Source organism: Gaiella sp., assembly GCF_035558935.1.
In the GTDB taxonomy this organism is placed as follows: domain Bacteria; phylum Actinomycetota; class Thermoleophilia; order Gaiellales; family Gaiellaceae; genus Gaiella.
The window spans coordinates 1-16,535 of sequence record NZ_DATMBZ010000044.1; the positions used below are offsets into that span (position 1 = coordinate 1).

A 16,535-nucleotide genomic window follows, 5' to 3' on the forward strand; every position below is an offset into this window, starting at 1 on the left:
AATCCCCCGCCTACGGCGGGGGCAGATCCCTAAAGGCGTCGCCTCCGGCGCCGCAACCGCATCCTCTTACTTGTTCGCAAGGCGGGAATCCGCAGAAGCGGATTCCCGCCGCTCGGAATCCCCCGCCTACGGCGGGGGCAGATCCCTAAAGGCGTCGCCTCCGGCGCCGCAACCGCATCCTCTTACTTGTTCGCAAGGCGGGAATCCGCACAAGCGGATTCCCGCCGCTCGGAATCCCCCGCCTACGGCGGGGGCAGATCCCCGCAACGCGGATTCCCGCCTGCTACAAGGGACGAGTGACCGCGCCGCCCAGAGACGAGCGACTCGACCGTCCCGCGACCAGCGACTCGACCGCGCGAGCGCTCGTTGCCGCCATCCCCGACCCCATCTTCCGGATCGGCGTCGACGGGACCTATCGCGGCTTCAAGGTCGACTCCGAGGAAGACCTCCTGACGCCACCGGACGAGGTGATCGGCTACTCGGTGCACGAGCGGCTGCCCGTCGGCGTCGCGGACGCCGTCCTCGCAGCGGGGCGGCGTGCGGTCTCCGAGCAGGAGCCGCAGCACATCGAATACACGCTCGAGGTCCGCGGGGAGACGCGCGACTACGAGGGCCGGGTCGTCGCCTGCGGGCCCGACGAGTTCGTCTTCATCGTCCGGGACTTCACGGAGCGGACGCGCCAGGAGCGCGAGCTCGAGCGCGAACGGGACTTCAGCCGCGCGGTGGTCCGCTCCACCCCGAGCTTCCTCGCGCTGGTCGACACCGAAGGCACCCTCCTCGGCGTCAACCGGGCACTCGAGCGCGCCGCCGGCATCCCCGAAGAGGCCTGGATCGGGCTCCCGTTCTGGACGCTCTTCATCGTGGAGCAGGACGTCGAGCGCGCGAAGCACGACTTCGAGCGCCTGCGAGACGGCGACGCTCCCGGTGTCGTCGAGTACGAGCACGTCGCGCCGGACGGTGAGCGGCTCGTCGTCGACTGGACGGCGACGATCGTCCATGACGCGGAGGGAGCCCCGCGCTTCCTCCTCTGCGGGCTCGACATCACCGCGCGCAAGCAGGTCGAGGAGGAGATCCGGCGCTCGCGCGCGCGGATCGTCTCGGCCGGGGACGCCGAGCGCAAGCGGCTCGAGCGAAACCTCCACGACGGCGCGCAGCAGAACCTCGTCTCGGTGTCGCACGCGGTCCACCTCGCCCTCAGGGAGCTCCGGAGCGACCCCGACCGGGCCGAGCAGCACCTCGACCGGGCGCTCGAGGAGCTCACGACGGCGCACGAGGAGCTCCGCGAGCTCGCGCGGGGCCTTCACCCGCAGCTGCTGACGCTCCAGGGCCTCGGCGCGGCCGTCCGCGCGCTCGCCGGGAGGGCTCCCATCCCCGTCACCGTCGTGATGGTCGACGACGGGCAGCGCTGGCCGCCGCTCGTCGAGAGCGCCGCCTACTTCGTCGTCTCGGAGGCGCTGACCAACGTCCTCAAGTACGCGCGGGCGTCGTCGGCGACGGTGCGGGTGGCGCCGCGCGACGACGTCCTCGTCGTCGAGGTCTCCGACGACGGCTGCGGGGGCGCCCGGCCCGAGGTGGGCTCCGGGCTCGGTGGCCTCCGCGACCGCGTGGAGGCGCTCGACGGGACGTTCGAGCTCGACAGCCCGCCCGGCGCGGGCACGCGCGTCCACGCGGCGCTGCCGCTCGCCGCCGAGCCCTGAGCTCTGACGGTTCCTGCTTGACAAGTCGTGGTGGTGCTGCGAGGATCCTCCCTGTCGAACCCCGTAGCTCTTCGGAGTCGCGGGGTTCGGCGTTTTTCGAGGCGCGGCGTCAGCCGCGCCTCTACATTTGGGCCCGACGGGTAGGTTCGCGAGATGGCTGAACCGCCGCTGATCGAGGCCCACGACCTCACCAAGCGCTACGACGACTTCGTCGCCGTCGACGGGATCGACTTCGCCGTCGCCCGAGGCGAGACGTTCGGCTTCCTCGGCCCGAACGGCGCGGGCAAGAGCTCGACGATGCGCATGATCGGCGCCGTCTCTCCGACGAGCGGCGGCACGCTCCGCGTCCTCGGACGGGATCCCGAGCGCGACGGGCCCGCGATCCGCGAGCGGCTCGGCGTCGTGCCGCAGGAGGACAACCTCGACCTCGAGCTCGACGTCGGCGAGAACCTCCTCGTCTACGGCCGCTTCTTCGGCCTTCCGCGCGACGAGATCCGCCGCCGGAGCGACGAGCTGCTCGAGTTCGTCCAGCTAGCCGACCGCAGCGACGCGCGCGTCGACTCCCTCTCGGGCGGCATGAAGCGGCGCCTCACGATCGCGCGGGCGCTGATCAACGAGCCGGAGCTGATGCTGCTCGACGAGCCCACGACCGGGCTCGATCCGCAGGCACGCCACGCGCTCTGGGACCGGCTCTACCGGCTGAAGCAGCGTGGCGTCACCCTCGTCCTCACGACGCACTACATGGACGAGGCGGAGCAGCTGTGTGACCGGCTCGTGATCATGGACCGCGCGAAGATCGTCGCCGAAGGCTCGCCGCGCGAGCTCATCGAGCGGTTCGTGGAGCGCGAGGTCGTCGAGCTCCGCACGGGAACGGACGGTGACGCACCGTCGCTCGACGGGATCGGCGGCCATGTCGAGGTGCTGCAGGACCGGATCGTGATCGGCACCGACGACGGCGACGGGCTCGTCGACCGCGTGCACGCGCTCGGCCTCCACCCGGAGACCGTCCTCGTCCGCCGGGCGACGCTCGAGGACGTCTTCCTACGCCTCACCGGCCGGAGCCTGATCGACTGATGGAGGCGGCCCGCCGCACCCTGGCCGTCGTCGGCTGGCAGGCGCGCTCGTTTCGCAGGCTCTGGCGCGGCTCGATCACCGTCTCGCTCCTGAACCCGATCTTCTTCCTCGTCTCGATCGGCGTCCTGCTCGGCAGCCTGATCGATCGGTCGAGCCCCGATCTCGGGGGGCTCAGCTACCTGCAGTTCGTCGCGCCGGCCCTGCTCGCCACCACCGCGATGCAGACGGCTGCGAGCGTGACGACGTTTCCGGTCCGCGCCGGGCTCAAGTGGCTGCGGACCTACCACGCCGCCGTCGCCACGCCCATCCGTGTGAGCGAGCTCGTCGCAGGAATCCTCACGTGGTGCGGCGTGCGGGTGATGGTCGCCGTGACGATCTTCGCGGTGATCGCGGCGATCGGCGGCGCTTTCGTCTCGCCCCTCGCCGTCCTTGCGCCGTTCGCGGCGCTCCTCTGCGGGCTCGCGTTCGGCTCCGTGCTCGCTGCCATCACCTCGAGCGTCGAGGGTGACGAGTGGCTCGCCGCGATCTTCCGCTTCGGGCTCGTGCCGCTCTTCCTCTTCTCGGGCACGTTCTTCCCGATCCAGCAACTGCCCGCCGTGCTCGAGGCGCTTGCCTGGGCCACCCCGCTGTGGCACGGCGTCGCGCTCTGCCGAAGCCTCGCCACCGACGACCTCGACCCGCTGCTGACCGCAGTCCACGTCACGTACCTCGTCGTCCTGACCGCAGTCGGAACGATGCTCACCGTGCGCGCGCAGCGGGAGAAGCTTCGGCGATGAGCACGCTCGACACGACGCTGCGGATCTTCCCCAGGCTCCACGCGCCTCGGTCGTGGCGGCTCGTCGAGCGCAACATCGCGAGCTCGCGCGGCGCGTGGCTCGTGTTCGTCTCCGGCTTCTTCGAGCCGCTCTTCTATCTCTTCGCCATGGGCGTCGGGGTCGGCGCGCTCGTCGGCACGGTCGACGTGAACGGCGAGGCCGTCGGCTACCGCGAGTTCGTCGCGCCCGCCCTCCTCGCGGCGTCCGCGATGAACGGAGCGGTATACGAGTCGGGCAACGTGTTCTTCAAGCTGAAGTACGCGAAGACGTACGACGGCGTCCTCGCGACGCCGATGACGGTCCGCGACGTGGCGCTCGGAGAGCTCACGTACACCCTGATCCGCGGCACCGTGTACTCGATCGGGTTCGTCACCGTGATGCTCGCCATGGGCCTGCTCGAGTCTCCTTGGGCCCTGCTCGCGATTCCGAGCGCGCTCCTCGTCTCGGCCGCGTTCGCGGCGCCGTCCGTGTTCGGGACGACGCTGATGCGCTCCTGGGCGGACTTCGCCTTCGTCGAGCTCTGCACGTTGCCGATGTTCCTCTTCTCCGCGACCTTCGTCCCCGCCGACACGTATCCGGACGTCGTGCGCTGGATCCTTCCCCTCACGCCGCTGTACCACGGCGTCGAACTGCTCCGCGCGTTCACCCTCGGGAACGTGAGCTGGCTCGTCCTCGTCAACATCGCCTACCTCCTGGCGATGACCGGCGTCTTCCTCGTCCTCGCCGACCGACGGCTCGCGAAGCTGCTGCTCAAGTAGCGTCGCGTCGCCGGAGCGCGTAGTGCAGGAAGAGATGGCTCCCGTGGAGCCTGACCGAGCGGAGGCCGGCCTCTTCCGTCCGCTCGGGAAGGAGCGCCGCGCCTTCCACCAGGCCGTAGGACGCGCTCATCCCGCGACCGGCGAGGAGCGGCGAGACCGTCAGGAAGAGGTCGTCCACGAGATCGGCCTCGACGAGGGAGCCGAAGACGTGCGGACCGGCCTCGCTGAGGATGCGGCGGTGGCCGCGTGAGAAGAGCAGCGAGACCGCGGCGCCGACGTCCACCTCGGCATCGCCGGGGAGCACCGCGAGCTCGGCTGCGTCCGGGAGGAGCCCCGCGAGCCGCGCGGCGCCGGTCTCCGTCGTGAGGACGAGCGCACCGTCTGCGAGGACGGGATGCTCGGGCGCAATCGACCCCGAGGCCGTGAGGACCGCGACGCGCGGGCTCGCGTCGTAGCCGAGCTCGTGGCGGAGGGCCCCGAAGCTCTCCGCGGCGGGCGGGTAGACCGTCTCGGGACGCCACCGTCCCTGTGGAGAGGCGCGCAGCGTGCCGCTGCCGATCAGCACCACATCGGCCGCCGCGCGGAGCGTGCCCATCAGGAAGCGGTCGGCCTCGCTGCCGCCGCTGATCAGCCGGTTCGAGCCCGGCAGCGAGGGAACGGCGACGACACCGTCGACGGTGGCCACGAAGTTGGCGTAGAGGCATGGCTCGGGCAGCGCCAGGTCGCCGCCGTAGACGCCGCGAAGCGCCGATGGCAAGGGGAGCTCGGGCCCGGGCCCCTCGTGGAGAACCGCGAAAGGCTCGAGCGCGGTCACCGGGTGAGCTCGAGGAACTCGCGGCGCAGCTCCGCGTCGCGGTAGGCGCCGCGCCAGGCCGTCGTCGTCGTGCGCGAGCGCTCCTCCACGCCGCGCATCTGGGTGCAGAGGTGCGATGCCTCGAGCCGCACGGCGACCCCGAGCGGGTCGACGAGGTCGACGAGCGTGTCGGCGATCTGCTCCCCCAGCCGCTCCTGGACGGTGAAACGCCGCGCGAACAGGCGGACGAGGCGTGTCAGCTTCGAGATGCCGATGATCCGCTCACCGGCGATGTACCCGACGTGCGCGTGCCCGAAGAACGGAAGCGCATGGTGCTCGCAGAGCGCGGCGAAGGCGATCGGTCCCTCCACGACCTGCGCGAAGGCCTCCCCGCCCGCGTCGCTCTCGGTCGGGAACGTCGTCACGAGCTTGGGGTCGCCGTCGTACCCACCGGTCGCGTCGTAGAGCGCCCGCAGGAACCGCTCCGGCGTCTCACGCGTGCCCGCCGTGTCGAGCGGCAACCCGAAAGCAGCGAGGATCTCGGCGACATTGCCCCGGTAGCGGTTCCAGTCGTCCGCGGGAATCTCGCGCGGGTGGGCGAAGGCAGGCGCGGCCGACGGCAGCTCGATCACGGTTTCGGACATCGTTGTGGCTCCTTCCAGGTCAGGTGGTGAGGGCGACGAGAACGAGGGAGACGGCGATCGCCGTGTGCTGCGTGGCGAGGCCGAGGTTGTGGAGGATCCAGAGCGTGGACAGCCTCGGCGGGCGTCGCACGAGGCGGTCGGCCAGCCGGTCCTGCGGTGCGTAGACGAGCTCGTAGAAGCTGCGCGCGAGACCGCCTCCCTCCGGCATCGCCTGCGTCCCGACGTGAAGCCGCCGCAGATTGAAGTTGAGGCTGAGCACGGAGGTGGATACGAGGAAGCCCGTGAGGGCCAGCAGCGGGCGGTTGGTTGCGTAGCCGATCGCAGCGAAGAGGGCGGCGTTCATGATCAGGTCGCAGTCCGAGTCGAGATAGCGACCGAACGGCGTCACGCGCCCGGACGCTCGTGCGAGCGCGCCGTCGGCGCCGTCGAGGACGGTCTTGAGCACGAGGAGCCCGGCAGCGACGACCAGGCTGCCGAGCGCGAGCTCGAGCGCAGCCGCGATCCCCGCGGCGAAGCCCGCGAGCACGACGGCCGGCGGCGGCACGCGCAGGGGCAGAAGCGCGAGGACGACGAGGTGCGCGAGCGGTCGATAGAGCGCGTCCGCGACGAGCTCGCGCGTCGGGGTTGGTTTCCGCGAGCGGCGGAAGAGGGAATGATGAGGGGCATGAGCGAGAACGGAGCCTGGGTCGAGCGCGACGGCGCCCTCGAACGTGAGCTCGTCTTCGACGGCTTTCGCGAGGCGATTGCGTTCGTCGAACGGCTCGCCGACCTCGCGGAGTCGGAGAACCACCACCCCGACATCGCGATCAGCTACAAGCGCGTCACCGTCCGCTGGACGACGCACTCGGCGGGCGGGATCACCGACCGCGACCGCGAGCTGGCCGCCCGCACCGACGACCTGGTCTGAGCTCACCCGAGCAGCTCCCGGAGCCGCTCGTTTCCGACAGGGGCGGCGGCGCGGATCAGGTCTGTCGCGGCGTCGACCTTGCCCCACACGTCCCACAGCAGGAATCCGCGTGGGCGCCCTTCGGCGTCCTGGTAGCAAACGACGCCCTTGCGGTGCGGCTCCGCCCACTCCGCGACCGTCTCGAGCCTCGAGTCGAGCTCGCCGACCGCCTCGTAGCCGAGCTCGAACAGGTCGGAGTAGAAGAACGGCAAGTGGTCGTACGGCTCGTCGGCGCCGGCCATGTTCCGGCCGACCTGCCGGCCGTGGCTCTTCGCGTGGTCCTCGTGCTCGACGCGTAGCTCGCGGCCGAGGTCGCGCGCGGGGAAGCGCGCGACGTCGCCGGCGGCGAACACGTCGTCGTGGCCCGCCACGCGGCCACGGTCGTCGACGGGGATGCCGTTGTCCGTCGCCATGCCGGAGTCGGCCGCGAGCTCGTCGCGCGGGACGATCCCGAGCCCGGCCACGACCACGTCCGCGTCGAATGCACCGCCCCCATCGACCGTCACGCGGTAGCCCCCGTCGCGGCGCTCCACGCCGCCCACCAGCCCGCCGGCCACGAGCTCGACGCCCTTTTCGCGGTAGTAGTCGTTCAGGGAGAGCGCGAGCTCGCGCGGGAAGAGCCTCGTCCCGATCGCCTCCTCCGGGAAGATCATCGTCACTGCGCAGCCGTTCGACGCCAACGCTGCCGCGAGCTCCGAGCCGATGAAGCCGCCGCCGATCACCGCCACGCGCGTGCCTTCAGCGGCTGCGGCTCGGAGTGTGTGGTAGTCGGCCAGCGTGCGGTAGTGCACGACGCCCTCGGGCGCGCCGGGAAGGTGCCGCGGCCGTCCGCCGGTCGCGAGTAGGAGACGGTCGTACCCATAGGTGTCGCCACGGTCGTCGGTCGCGGTATGGGCGTCGAGGTCGAGGGAGACGATCGTCCGACCGAGGTGGAGGTCGACGCCCTCGTCCTCCGTCCCGCGCCAGATCGAGCTTTCTTCCTTGCCGAGCCAGAGGCCCTTGGTCAGCGGTGGTCGGGCATACGGCGGATCCGGCTCGTCGCCGACGAGCGCGATCGAGCCGTCCGGATCGATCGAGCGGATCCCCTTGCACGCAGCGTCCCCGGTCATTCCCCCGCCGACGATCAGATACCGGTAACTCGTCACGACTCGACTCCTTCTTTAGACCACTATTGGGTACTATAGAAGAAGAACTCCGATGGATGCGCTGGAAGCGATCGGTGACCCCGGGCTACGCGAGGCCCTCGTTCTCGTTCGCGGCGCGCGGCGTGCGATGAGCATCGGGGAGGTCGCCGCGGCGCAGGGCCTCCACCGCAACGTCGCGCGGCGACGGCTCGAGCAGCTCGCCGCGGCCGGCCTGCTCGTCGCGGGATTCGAGCGACGGACCGGCCGGAGCGGTCCGGGAGCGGGTCGCCCCGCGAAGGTCTACTCGCCCGCGCCGGAGACCGGCGGAGTCGAGTTTCCGGAGCGTCGCTACCCGGAGCTCGTCGGGCTCCTGCTCGACGACGTGCCGACGCAGCGCCGCGAAGACCTGGGCGTCCGGTTCGGGACGATGCTGGCGGCCGCCGCGGGCGTCGAGCCCGGCGCAGAACGGCGCACGGCCCTCGAGGCCCTCTGCGACGCGATGGGACGCCTGGGTTTCCAGACCCGTCTCGAGAGCGTCGGCCACGACCGGGCCGAGCTCGTCACCCCCACCTGCCCGCTCCGCCCGCTCGTCGTCTCGAAGGCCCAGGCGGGCGACGTCGACCGCGGCGTCTGGCGCGGGCTCGTCGCGGCGGCACTCGAAGGCGTCGAGCCCGACGACGTCAGCTGCGAGGCGCACGACTGCCTCGAGCCGTGCGCGTCGTGCAGGGTCGTGGTGAGCCTTGGAACTCGAACCGAAACGACGCCTTGAGTCGTCGGAACGTCATTCCGGTTCGAGTCTTCAGGCCCGTCTCCGCCTGACGCGGGCGGGCGATCAGCCCGCGCTCAGTTCGCCTTGCCGATCAGGTGGTGCCACGGGCGCCACCAGCGCGTCAGGCCCGCGTGGTCGCTCCCGCTCTCGCGCGCGATCGCGAGGATGTCCATGTGGGTCGGCTGCCCGAGCCGCTGGTGCGTCCAGACGATGACCGCGTCGTTGCCCTCGAAGTAGCAGAGGACGTGCCCGCCGGGCTTGTCGGGACCGTGCAGCCACGGACGCTCGCCGCCCCACGAGAAGGCGTTGCACTTCCCCGTGTTGCGCTTGATGTCCGAATGCGCGTTGAGCTGCTCGGTGTACGCCGCCTTCAGCGCGGCCGCGTTCGGGTAATCCGAGATCTCCCAGCGGTCCGGCATGCCCGACGACGGAAGGCAGACCGCGGTCTGCGTCGCGCCGGGCTCCGCGACGGTCTGCACATGGCAGTCCCGCCAGATCGCCTCGGGCACGATCGCGTCCAGACCTGCGTTCGCCGGCAGGGCAGCCGGCGGCGAGCCGCTCTGAAGCAGCGTCGCCGAGCCGCCGTCCGTGTGGTCGCCCGTCGTGAGGTAGACGACTCCCGCCGCGGTCAGCGCTGCGAGGCCGGCGACGCCGGCCGCGAGCTTCCAGCCGAACTGCCGCGCCGGCTTGCCGAAGAACATGAGCACCCACCGGTTCGGCGCCGCCTCCGCGTCGAACTCGTTGTAGACCTGGAGGACGTGGATCGGGTCGGCGATGTTCTTCAGGTGCACTCGGCCCCGGTCGCTGAACGTGAGGCCCTCCATGCGTCCCGCGAGCCGGTACGTCGCCTCGCTGACGATCACCTCGCCGCCGTGCGCGCGCCCGCAGAGCCGTGCGGCGACGTTGAGCGCGGCACCGCGGAAGCCGCCGTCCTCCAGCGAGACCGCCTCGCCCGAGTCGATCCCCATGCCCACGCGGAGGGGCAAGTCGTGGTCGGTCGCCGCCTCCTCCGAGAAGAGCCCTTGCAGGTAGACAGCGGAGCGGATCGCCTGCCGGGCCGACGTGAACACGGCGAGCGCCTCGTCACCTCGGATCTCGACGACCTCGCCGCCGTGCGTCTCGACTCCCTCGGTTATGAGCTCGACGAAGCGCGCGGCCAGGCGGGCGGCAGCCTCGTCTCCGAACTCGTCCGTGTAGCGCGAATACCCGCGGATATCCGCGATCAGGAACGAGCGGATGCTCGTCTGCCCGTTCATCGCGCCTATCAGTATGGACCCTCGTGACCGGTGCCACGTACGGAAAGCCGAACCTCCGTTTGCGGCTCAGAGCCACTCGAGCAGGTCGGCGATGCCGTCGACGACGGCGTCAGGGCGCCTTCGCGCGGGTAGCTGCTCGACCGGGACCCCGCCGCTGATCCCACTCCGGACGAGGATCGTCCTCGACCCGCCGAGGCGACCGAGCGCGACATCGAGGTCCAGATCGTCCCCGATCACCGCGAGCTCCTGCGTCCCTGCGCCGAGATGTTGCTCGATCGTCCGCAGCGCGGCGCGCGAAGGCTTGCCGACGACGACCGGGCGCGCGCCGGTCGCCTTCGCAAGCGCCGCCGTGAGCATCGCGCCCCTGCTGAAGATCGGGCCGTTCGCGCCCGCGTAGGCGGGCACGAAGCTCCCGGTGAGGAGGCGTGCGCCGCCGAGGATCGCTCGGGCAGCGCGCTCGAGCTCCTCGAAGTCGACCACGTCCGTGTGCGCGACGAAGACGGCGTCGACGTCGTCGCGCTCGTTCCCGTCCGCGACGCGGATCCCGTTCGCGACGAGATAGCCGCGCGCGTCAGCGGTTCCGAAGAGGAGCAGCGTCGAGCACTGACGCGAGCGAAGGTATGTCTGCACGCTCGAGAGCGGGGTCAAGAGCTCTGCGTCGGAGACGCCGAGGCCCGCTTCGCGCAACCCGGCGGCGAAGCCCTCCGGGGGGATGTGGCTGCCGTTCGTGAAGAGCGCCAGCGGGCGCCCGGAGGCGCGGATCCGGCTGAGCGCCTCCTTCGCTCCGGGCAAGACGTGCACATCGTCACCCGCCCGGTGGACCAGCGTCCCGTCGACGTCGAGGACGAAGCCGCGGACGTCGTCAAGTCGCACGACGCCACTCCACGAGCTCGTCCCCCTTGCGGACGCGGAGCTCCGCGACCGACGGGCGCTTTGCGACCTCGCGCAGGAGCGTCACCACGGGATGTCGGCGCGATGAGAGAGAGCGTGCAGCAACGGGCTTCGAACCAAGCATTGCGTCGACCTGCTCCTCCGGCATCGTCAGACGCAGGAGCAGCTCCTCGTCGGAGATGCGGCGGCCGAAGCGCTCGCGGGCACCCTCGAGGTGGAGCGGCTCCAGGTGGCGGAGGCCCTCCACCCGGGGCAGCGACAGGACCCGCTCGGCGACCTCGGGTGCGATTGGCGCGACCGGCTCGCCGTAGTGCCCGAGGAAGTAGCGGATCGTCTCGTCGGAGACGTTCGACCAGCGCTCGGCGTCGATCACGTTGCGAACCGCCTGCGTCGCGACCAGCTGGGAGACGGGCGTGACGATGATCGGGTACCCCATCTCGGCGCGGACGCGGCCGACCTCCTCGAGCGCGGCGTCGAACAGCTCCGGCCGGCGCAGCTCCTCGAGCATTCTCCGTGTCGTCGAGACCATCCCGCCCGCCAGCTGGTGGTGGTAGTAGGTCGCGTCGAACTCCTGGGGCGTGCCGACAGGAAGGCCCTTCTCGCGCCCGAGCTCGCGGAAGTGCTCAGACATCGCACTCAGGGCGTCGAGATCGAGCCGGTGCGAATACCCCTCCGCCTCGAGGTTCCGCAGCGTCGTCTCGGCCGCAGGGTTCGACGTGCCGCGCGCGAGCGGCGCGACCGCCGTGTGCAGGACCTGGAACCCCCAGCGGAGCCCCTCCACGTAGACGAACGGAGCAAGGCCGATCGTGCAGTGGCTGTGCAGCTCGGCCGGCCGGTCGCCCGCCGCTCGGACGAAGTGCGGCGCGAGCTCCCTGACGGCGTCGGGCGTCAGGAGGCCGCCGGGGTCCTTGAGGTACAGAGCGTCCATCTCGGCGCAGTCGGCGAGCGCCGCCGCCCGCTCGGCGTAGTAGGCGTGCGTGTGCACCTCGCTGACCGAGTACGTCAGGCCGAGGACGACCTGCTCGACGCCCTCCTGCCGCGCCATCGCAGCGACGCGGCGCAGTCGCGGCACCTCGTTCGAGGGGTCGACGACCTGCACGCGGCGGATCCCGTTCCGCGCGACGCAACGGAACGCGAGCCGCATCACGTCCTCGTCGGCGGGCACCCAGGTGATGAAGCGCATGCCCGAGGTGATGAAGCTGAGCGGCGTCTCGGGCATCGCAGCGCGGACGAGCCGGAGCCGCTCCCACGGATCCTCCTGGTGGAAGCGGACCGCCACGGCCATGTGGGTGCTGGAGCTGAAGTCCACGGCCCGGAAGCCCACGCGGTCGATCGTCGGAGCGATCGCGAGGATGTCCTGCGTCGTGAGCCCGGTCGCGCTCCAGAGGCTCTGGTTGCCGTCGCGTGTGGTCGTGTCGACGATGTCGACGACCGTGCTCATCCCTCGGGCTCCACGCGGAAGAGCGGCGCCCCGTACTCGACGACCGCCGCGTTCTCGGCGCAGACCTCGACGATCGTCCCGGTGACGCCCGCGGGAACGGCGTTCATCATCTTCATCACCTCGATCAGGCAGACGACCGTCTCCTCCTCGACGCGCGTGCCGACGTCCACGAACGGCGTCGCCCCCGGTGCGGGCGCGCGGTAGAAGGTGCCGAGCATCGGCGCCGGGATCGGGTGCAGACCGTCCGTCTGCCCGCGGTCGACTTCGGGCTCGGCGGCGATCGGAGCTTCCTTCGAGACGTCCCCGCGGCGCACGTAGAGCGACAATCCCTCCGTCTCGACGCGCAGCTCCTCGACGTCGGACTCGTCGATCAGGCGGAGGATCTCGCGGACGTCGTCATCGTCGAGCGCCATGGGAGATCAGGGCTTCTCGCTCGTCCCGGGCGGGGCGCCGAACGCCTCCAGCACGAGCGAGAGCGCCGAGCCGGACAGCGTCTGCGTCCGCTCGGGCACCGTCGTCACCGGCCGCGCCTGGAGGACGACGAGCGCGTCCGGCAGCGTCCGGTCGCGCGCGATCGCCCACTCGACGTCCTGGTGGGAGCCGAAGTGGCGCTCGATGCGACGCGCCAGGTCGACGAGCGCGGCCAGGTGCTCCTCGTTCAGACACGCCTCGCCGCGCCGCTTCGCAGGCACCTCGACCCGCACGGTTCCGCGACCGCCGGCGTCCGGGACGTACTCGACCTCCTTCGCGTTGATCGTGCGGCGCACCACCTCGCCCGTCACCTTGCTGACGAGAAAGTCGTCGGGCGTCGTCTCTCCGCCGACGACCGCGAGCCCGAGGCCCCAGCTCGCCTCGATCGCGACCATGCTCGGGTCGCCGCTCACGGGGTTGCAGGTGAAGAGCACGCCCGAGACCTCGGCGTCGACCATCTCCTGCACGGTGACGCCCATCGCGGGTGCCTCCCCTCCGACTCCGCGTGCCGCGCGGTACGAGATCGCGCGCGGCGTGTAGAGGCTCGCCCAGCAGTCGCGCACCGCGTCGCAGACCTGCTCGAGCCCGCGCACCCAGAGGAAGCTCTCCTGCTGGCCGGCGAACGTCGCCTCGTCGCTGTCCTCCCCCAGCGCGCTCGACCGCACCGCGACGGGGGGATCCCCGCCGCTCTCGCGCACGAGCTCGTCGTACCGCACGACGAGCTCTTCACGGACCGCATCGGGCAGCGGCGCGAAGCGCATCGCCTCGCCGATCGTCTTCGAGGCGGCGGCGCCATCGTCGACGTCGCCGCTCGCGGCGCGCTCCAGCGCGCGTCCGATCGTTCCCTCGAGGCCGGTCTCCGCGACGAAGGACCGGAACGCGCTCGCCGCCACGGCGAACCCGGCCGGGACTCGGAGGCCGATCGAGAGCAGCTCTCCGAGGTTCGCGCTCTTGCCGCCGAACGCGGCACCGTCCGATCGCCGCAGCTCCGCGAGCGCGCGGGTATGGCCTCCGGACACGCCGCTAGGCATCCACCACGGTGACGACGCCGTTCGAGCCGTCGACCCGGATCGTCTGCCCTGTCCGGATCTGCGACGTCGCCCGCCCTGTGCCGACGACGGCGGGCAGGCCGTACTCGCGGCAGACGATCGCCGCGTGCGACATGACGCCGCCGATGTCCGTGACGACGGCCTTGACGTTCGAGAAGATCGGCGCCCAGGCAGGCGAGGTGATCGGGCAGACCAGGATGTCGCCCTCGCGCACGCGCGCGATCTCCTCGACGTCGATCACGACCCGCGCGACCCCCTCCACGACGCCGGGCGAGGCAGCGGCGCCGGTGAGCCTCCCGCTGCCCTCCTCCGAGCTGGCCCACTCCTGGACGCGCTGCGTCGTCACGCCCCAGAGCATGATCACCGCGGGATCGGTGATCGCCTCGGGCGTCGCCCCGATCGCGGGCGGCGGCGTCCACTCCCCCAGCCGCTCGAGCAGCTCCTTGCGGCGCGCGACGATGGGCGGCCAGTGCGCCGGGCCGAGCGGCGCGCCACCCGTCGCCCACGTCAGGACGAGCTCGTCGAGCGCCTGCGCGACCTCGTGGCGGCCGAGCTGGAAGACGTCCTCCGCGTCCTCGAGGAACCCGTGCGTCGCAAGGAGCGCCCCGAACTCGCGCACCTTGTTCCAGAACCGCGTGAGGAACCAGTAGTCGCAGAAGAACTTGTGCTCCTCGACGTAGGGGAACACCGTGCGTGAGAGCGCAAGCAGCTCGTCGAACGCCTTGCGCGAGTCCTCGGGGAGCAGCGCGCCGTACTCCTCGGCGAGCCGGTCGCGCTCGCGCTCGAGCGCCTCGGTGGGGCGCTCGACCTCCTCTCCGTCCCGGAGCGCCCGTACGTGACCGACGACGGACGCGTACGCGATGGTCGGGTCGTCGTACCAGCTGCGGTAGAAGTGGTACAGGCCGTCCCCGGTCGCCATGTTGAACCAGGGGTCCTTGATCCGCTCGAGCTCCTCCAGCCAGGCGCGGCCCGCGTCGCTGTCGGCGAGCTCGGCGTCGATCTCGGCCGGCGTGCGCCCCTCGACGAACGCCCCGTCGACCCCGGAGTCGATCGCCAGCTTCGCGAGCTTGCGCAGCTCCGCGCTCGGCTTGAAGAGCAGCACGTCGATTCCGGCGATCATCTGCGCTACGTGCTGGTCGGGGATGTCCGGCAGCTGGCTCTTGCACAGCTCGGAGAAGGTCATGTACGCGCCGTAGCCGAGGAGCAGGAACTCGAAGTGGTGCTGCCACATGAGGTCGCCGCAGCGGATCGTCCTGTCGTATGCGGCGAGGACCTCGTAGAAGGACGTGTTCCGGTCGTCCTCGAACGCGACCTCGTCCGCCTCGTACTCCGGGAGGTCGGGCACGCGGAGGTCGGTGATCTCCGCGATCAGAGCCCGCATCTTCTCCTTGAACTTCGCGTAGAGCTCGTCCCAATGCTCGTAGTAGTAGCCCGCCCGCTGCTGGAAGTAGCCGGCCCGTTCCGCGATCTTCTCCGGGTCGGTGACGGGGTTGCCCGAGATGTAGACGTACCCGTTGACGACGCGGTAGTCGATCCCCATCGCGGGTGGCACGGCGAAGACCCGGTTCTGCCATACGCCGAGCGCCTGGTACGGGCTGTCGACGCACACCATGTCGAACGCCGGCATCGGCACCGGGAAGTGCATGGAGTTCCAGAACCAGAAGCGGTTCTCGTCGGCCTCCCGGCGCGCCTCGTGGAAGAACGCGTGGTACGGGTACATCTCCTCCCACCCCTCGCAGCCGGGCGGGGTCTCGATCGCGTACGGGCTCGGGAACGCGGAGGTCGTCTCGGTGGAGGGAGCCATGTCGTCTCCTGCGTCGGCGCTGACGCTGGCCTGTATACAGCAACGAGTGCCCGCGACGATGATGCGAGTGATTCGGCAGGAGAGGCTCGGGGGGCCCGAGGTGCTGCAGCTGCTCGAGGTGCCCCGGCCCGAGCCGGCCCCGACCGAGGTGCTCGTGCGCGTGACGGCGGCCGGCGTCAACCCCGTCGACTGGAAGGTTCGGACAGCAGGCGGGCTTCTCGGACCGCCGCCGTTCAGCGTCGGCTGGGACGTCGCAGGCGTCGTCGAGGCGCTCGGCCGGGGTGTGACGCGCTTCGCGCCGGGCGACCGCGTCTTCGGCATGCCGCGCTTTCCCCGCGAGGCGGCAGCGTATGCCGAGTACGTGACCTCGCCGTCGCGGCAGCTCGCCCGGATCCCCGAGGGACTCTCCGACGTCGAGGCCGCCGCGCTGCCGCTGGCCGGCCTGACCGCCTGGCAGGCGCTCGTCGAGACCGCCCGTGTCGGGCCCGGCACGCGTGTGCTCGTCCTCGGAGCGGCCGGCGGCGTCGGGCACCTCGCCGTCCAGGTCGCGAAGGCGCGTGGCGCCGACGTGCTCGGCACGGCGCGCCCCGAGAAGCACGCGTTCCTCGCCTCGCTCGGCACCGACGAGGCTGTCGACTACACGACCGGGCCGCTCGCCGGGCGCGTCCGAGACGTCGACGTCGTCTTCGATCTGGTGGGACCGGAGGCCGCGGAAGCAGCCCTGCCGACCCTCCACGACGACGGCGTGCTCGTGACGGCCGCCTCCGGCTCCGGCCTCGGGCCGCTGCGCGACGCCGCGGCCGGCAGGGTACGGGTGATCGGGATCCTGGTGGAGCCGGATCGTGCGGGCCTGGAGTCGCTGGCGGCGCTCGTCTCGGACGGACGGTTGCGACCGCACGTCGCGGAGACGTTCCCGCTCGCGGATGCCGCCCGCGCGCACGAGCGCGGCGAGACGGGACGGACGCAGGGCAAGCTCGTCCTGACGGTCGGCTGAGCGAGCCGC

Annotated in this window: 17 protein-coding genes; 7 read left to right on the plus strand and 10 right to left on the minus strand. The window is 71.2% G+C overall.

Annotation, left to right across the window (positions count from 1 at the left end; all coding sequences use genetic code 11):
• The first annotated feature begins 296 nt into the window (after window positions 1-296).
• The 4 genes from VNM44_RS04460 (at window position 297) to VNM44_RS04475 (ending at window position 4,344) form a co-directional block, all read left to right on the plus strand.
• Window positions 297-1,697, plus strand: a complete 1,401-nt coding sequence (locus VNM44_RS04460) for a PAS domain S-box protein (protein ID WP_325623070.1) — start codon at window positions 297-299, stop codon at window positions 1,695-1,697.
• Window positions 1,698-1,850: 153 nt separating this feature from the next.
• Complete coding sequence (locus tag VNM44_RS04465; RefSeq protein ID WP_325623072.1) at window positions 1,851-2,771, plus strand: ABC transporter ATP-binding protein; 921 nt, start codon at window positions 1,851-1,853, stop codon at window positions 2,769-2,771.
• Window positions 2,771-3,547 (plus strand): ABC transporter permease, encoded by a 777-nt coding sequence (locus VNM44_RS04470; protein WP_325623074.1) that lies wholly within the window; start codon window positions 2,771-2,773, stop codon window positions 3,545-3,547. The genes VNM44_RS04465 and VNM44_RS04470 overlap by 1 nt, the downstream gene beginning before the upstream one ends.
• The gene (locus VNM44_RS04475) at window positions 3,544-4,344 is read left to right on the plus strand and encodes an ABC transporter permease (protein WP_325623077.1); all 801 of its coding nucleotides are present in this window, start codon (window positions 3,544-3,546) and stop codon (window positions 4,342-4,344) included. Before VNM44_RS04470 ends, VNM44_RS04475 begins: the two co-directional genes overlap by 4 nt.
• On the opposite strand, the gene VNM44_RS04480 is transcribed toward VNM44_RS04475, so the two are convergent.
• Genes VNM44_RS04480 through VNM44_RS04490 form a run of 3 tightly spaced genes read right to left on the minus strand, consistent with a single transcriptional unit; the run spans window position 4,337 to window position 6,325 of the window.
• A complete protein-coding gene (locus VNM44_RS04480) occupies window positions 4,337-5,158 on the minus strand; it encodes a RibD family protein (RefSeq protein WP_325623079.1) in 822 nt (273 codons plus the stop codon). The two genes, VNM44_RS04475 and VNM44_RS04480, sit on opposite strands and share 8 nt — an antisense overlap.
• Entirely contained in the window at window positions 5,155-5,781 is a 627-nt protein-coding gene (folE, locus tag VNM44_RS04485) for a GTP cyclohydrolase I (RefSeq protein WP_325623082.1), read from the minus strand. The genes VNM44_RS04480 and folE overlap by 4 nt, the downstream gene beginning before the upstream one ends.
• 19 nt (window positions 5,782-5,800) lie before the next feature.
• Complete coding sequence (locus tag VNM44_RS04490; protein WP_325623084.1) at window positions 5,801-6,325, minus strand: CDP-alcohol phosphatidyltransferase family protein; 525 nt, start codon at window positions 6,323-6,325, stop codon at window positions 5,801-5,803.
• Between the two features lie 120 nt (window positions 6,326-6,445).
• On the opposite strand from VNM44_RS04490, the gene VNM44_RS04495 reads away from it, so the two are divergent.
• Window positions 6,446-6,688, plus strand: a complete 243-nt coding sequence (locus VNM44_RS04495) for a 4a-hydroxytetrahydrobiopterin dehydratase (RefSeq protein ID WP_325623085.1) — start codon at window positions 6,446-6,448, stop codon at window positions 6,686-6,688.
• 2 nt (window positions 6,689-6,690) lie between these two features.
• Here VNM44_RS04495 and VNM44_RS04500 read toward each other — a convergent pair whose 3' ends face one another.
• Entirely contained in the window at window positions 6,691-7,872 is a 1,182-nt protein-coding gene (locus VNM44_RS04500) for an FAD/NAD(P)-binding oxidoreductase (RefSeq protein WP_325623087.1), read from the minus strand.
• Window positions 7,873-7,924: 52 nt separating this feature from the next.
• Here VNM44_RS04500 and VNM44_RS04505 point away from each other — a divergent pair, with 52 nt between their 5' ends.
• Entirely contained in the window at window positions 7,925-8,620 is a 696-nt protein-coding gene (locus VNM44_RS04505; RefSeq protein WP_325623089.1) for a hypothetical protein, read from the plus strand.
• Window positions 8,621-8,694: 74 nt separating this feature from the next.
• Here VNM44_RS04505 and VNM44_RS04510 read toward each other — a convergent pair whose 3' ends face one another.
• The 6 genes from VNM44_RS04510 to VNM44_RS04535 form a co-directional block, all read right to left on the minus strand.
• Window positions 8,695-9,876 (minus strand): adenylate/guanylate cyclase domain-containing protein, encoded by a 1,182-nt coding sequence (locus VNM44_RS04510; RefSeq protein WP_325623091.1) that lies wholly within the window; start codon window positions 9,874-9,876, stop codon window positions 8,695-8,697.
• 66 nt (window positions 9,877-9,942) lie between these two features.
• The gene (locus VNM44_RS04515; RefSeq protein WP_325623092.1) at window positions 9,943-10,749 is read right to left on the minus strand and encodes an HAD-IIA family hydrolase; all 807 of its coding nucleotides are present in this window, start codon (window positions 10,747-10,749) and stop codon (window positions 9,943-9,945) included.
• Entirely contained in the window at window positions 10,739-12,208 is a 1,470-nt protein-coding gene (locus tag VNM44_RS04520; protein WP_325623093.1) for a hypothetical protein, read from the minus strand. The genes VNM44_RS04515 and VNM44_RS04520 overlap by 11 nt, the downstream gene beginning before the upstream one ends.
• Window positions 12,205-12,621, minus strand: a complete 417-nt coding sequence (locus VNM44_RS04525; RefSeq protein ID WP_325623095.1) for an acetyl-CoA carboxylase biotin carboxyl carrier protein — start codon at window positions 12,619-12,621, stop codon at window positions 12,205-12,207. Before VNM44_RS04525 ends, VNM44_RS04520 begins: the two co-directional genes overlap by 4 nt.
• Before the next feature lie 6 nt (window positions 12,622-12,627).
• Window positions 12,628-13,698, minus strand: a complete 1,071-nt coding sequence (locus VNM44_RS04530; protein WP_325623097.1) for a PEP/pyruvate-binding domain-containing protein — start codon at window positions 13,696-13,698, stop codon at window positions 12,628-12,630.
• 4 nt (window positions 13,699-13,702) lie between these two features.
• Window positions 13,703-15,532, minus strand: coding sequence for a PEP-utilizing enzyme (locus tag VNM44_RS04535; protein ID WP_325623099.1), 1,830 nt, complete (start codon window positions 15,530-15,532; stop codon window positions 13,703-13,705).
• 61 nt (window positions 15,533-15,593) lie between these two features.
• Between VNM44_RS04535 and VNM44_RS04540 the strand changes: the two genes are divergently transcribed.
• A complete protein-coding gene (locus VNM44_RS04540) occupies window positions 15,594-16,526 on the plus strand; it encodes an NADP-dependent oxidoreductase (protein WP_349258010.1) in 933 nt (310 codons plus the stop codon).
• The last annotated feature ends 9 nt before the right edge of the window (window positions 16,527-16,535 follow it).

Coding starts and splice junctions, on each gene's coding strand:
- VNM44_RS04535 (WP_325623099.1), bottom strand. CDS start 15,532: ATGGCTCCCTCCACCGAGACGACCTCCGCGTTCCCGAGCCCGTACGCG.
- VNM44_RS04470 (WP_325623074.1), top strand. CDS start 2,771: ATGGAGGCGGCCCGCCGCACCCTGGCCGTCGTCGGCTGGCAGGCGCGC.
- VNM44_RS04505 (WP_325623089.1), top strand. CDS start 7,925: ATGGATGCGCTGGAAGCGATCGGTGACCCCGGGCTACGCGAGGCCCTC.
- VNM44_RS04540 (WP_349258010.1), top strand. CDS start 15,594: ATGCGAGTGATTCGGCAGGAGAGGCTCGGGGGGCCCGAGGTGCTGCAG.
- VNM44_RS04465 (WP_325623072.1), top strand. CDS start 1,851: ATGGCTGAACCGCCGCTGATCGAGGCCCACGACCTCACCAAGCGCTAC.
- VNM44_RS04520 (WP_325623093.1), bottom strand. CDS start 12,208: ATGAGCACGGTCGTCGACATCGTCGACACGACCACACGCGACGGCAAC.
- folE (WP_325623082.1), bottom strand. CDS start 5,781: ATGTCCGAAACCGTGATCGAGCTGCCGTCGGCCGCGCCTGCCTTCGCC.
- VNM44_RS04475 (WP_325623077.1), top strand. CDS start 3,544: ATGAGCACGCTCGACACGACGCTGCGGATCTTCCCCAGGCTCCACGCG.
- VNM44_RS04495 (WP_325623085.1), top strand. CDS start 6,446: ATGAGCGAGAACGGAGCCTGGGTCGAGCGCGACGGCGCCCTCGAACGT.
- VNM44_RS04510 (WP_325623091.1), bottom strand. CDS start 9,876: ATGAACGGGCAGACGAGCATCCGCTCGTTCCTGATCGCGGATATCCGC.
- VNM44_RS04525 (WP_325623095.1), bottom strand. CDS start 12,621: ATGGCGCTCGACGATGACGACGTCCGCGAGATCCTCCGCCTGATCGAC.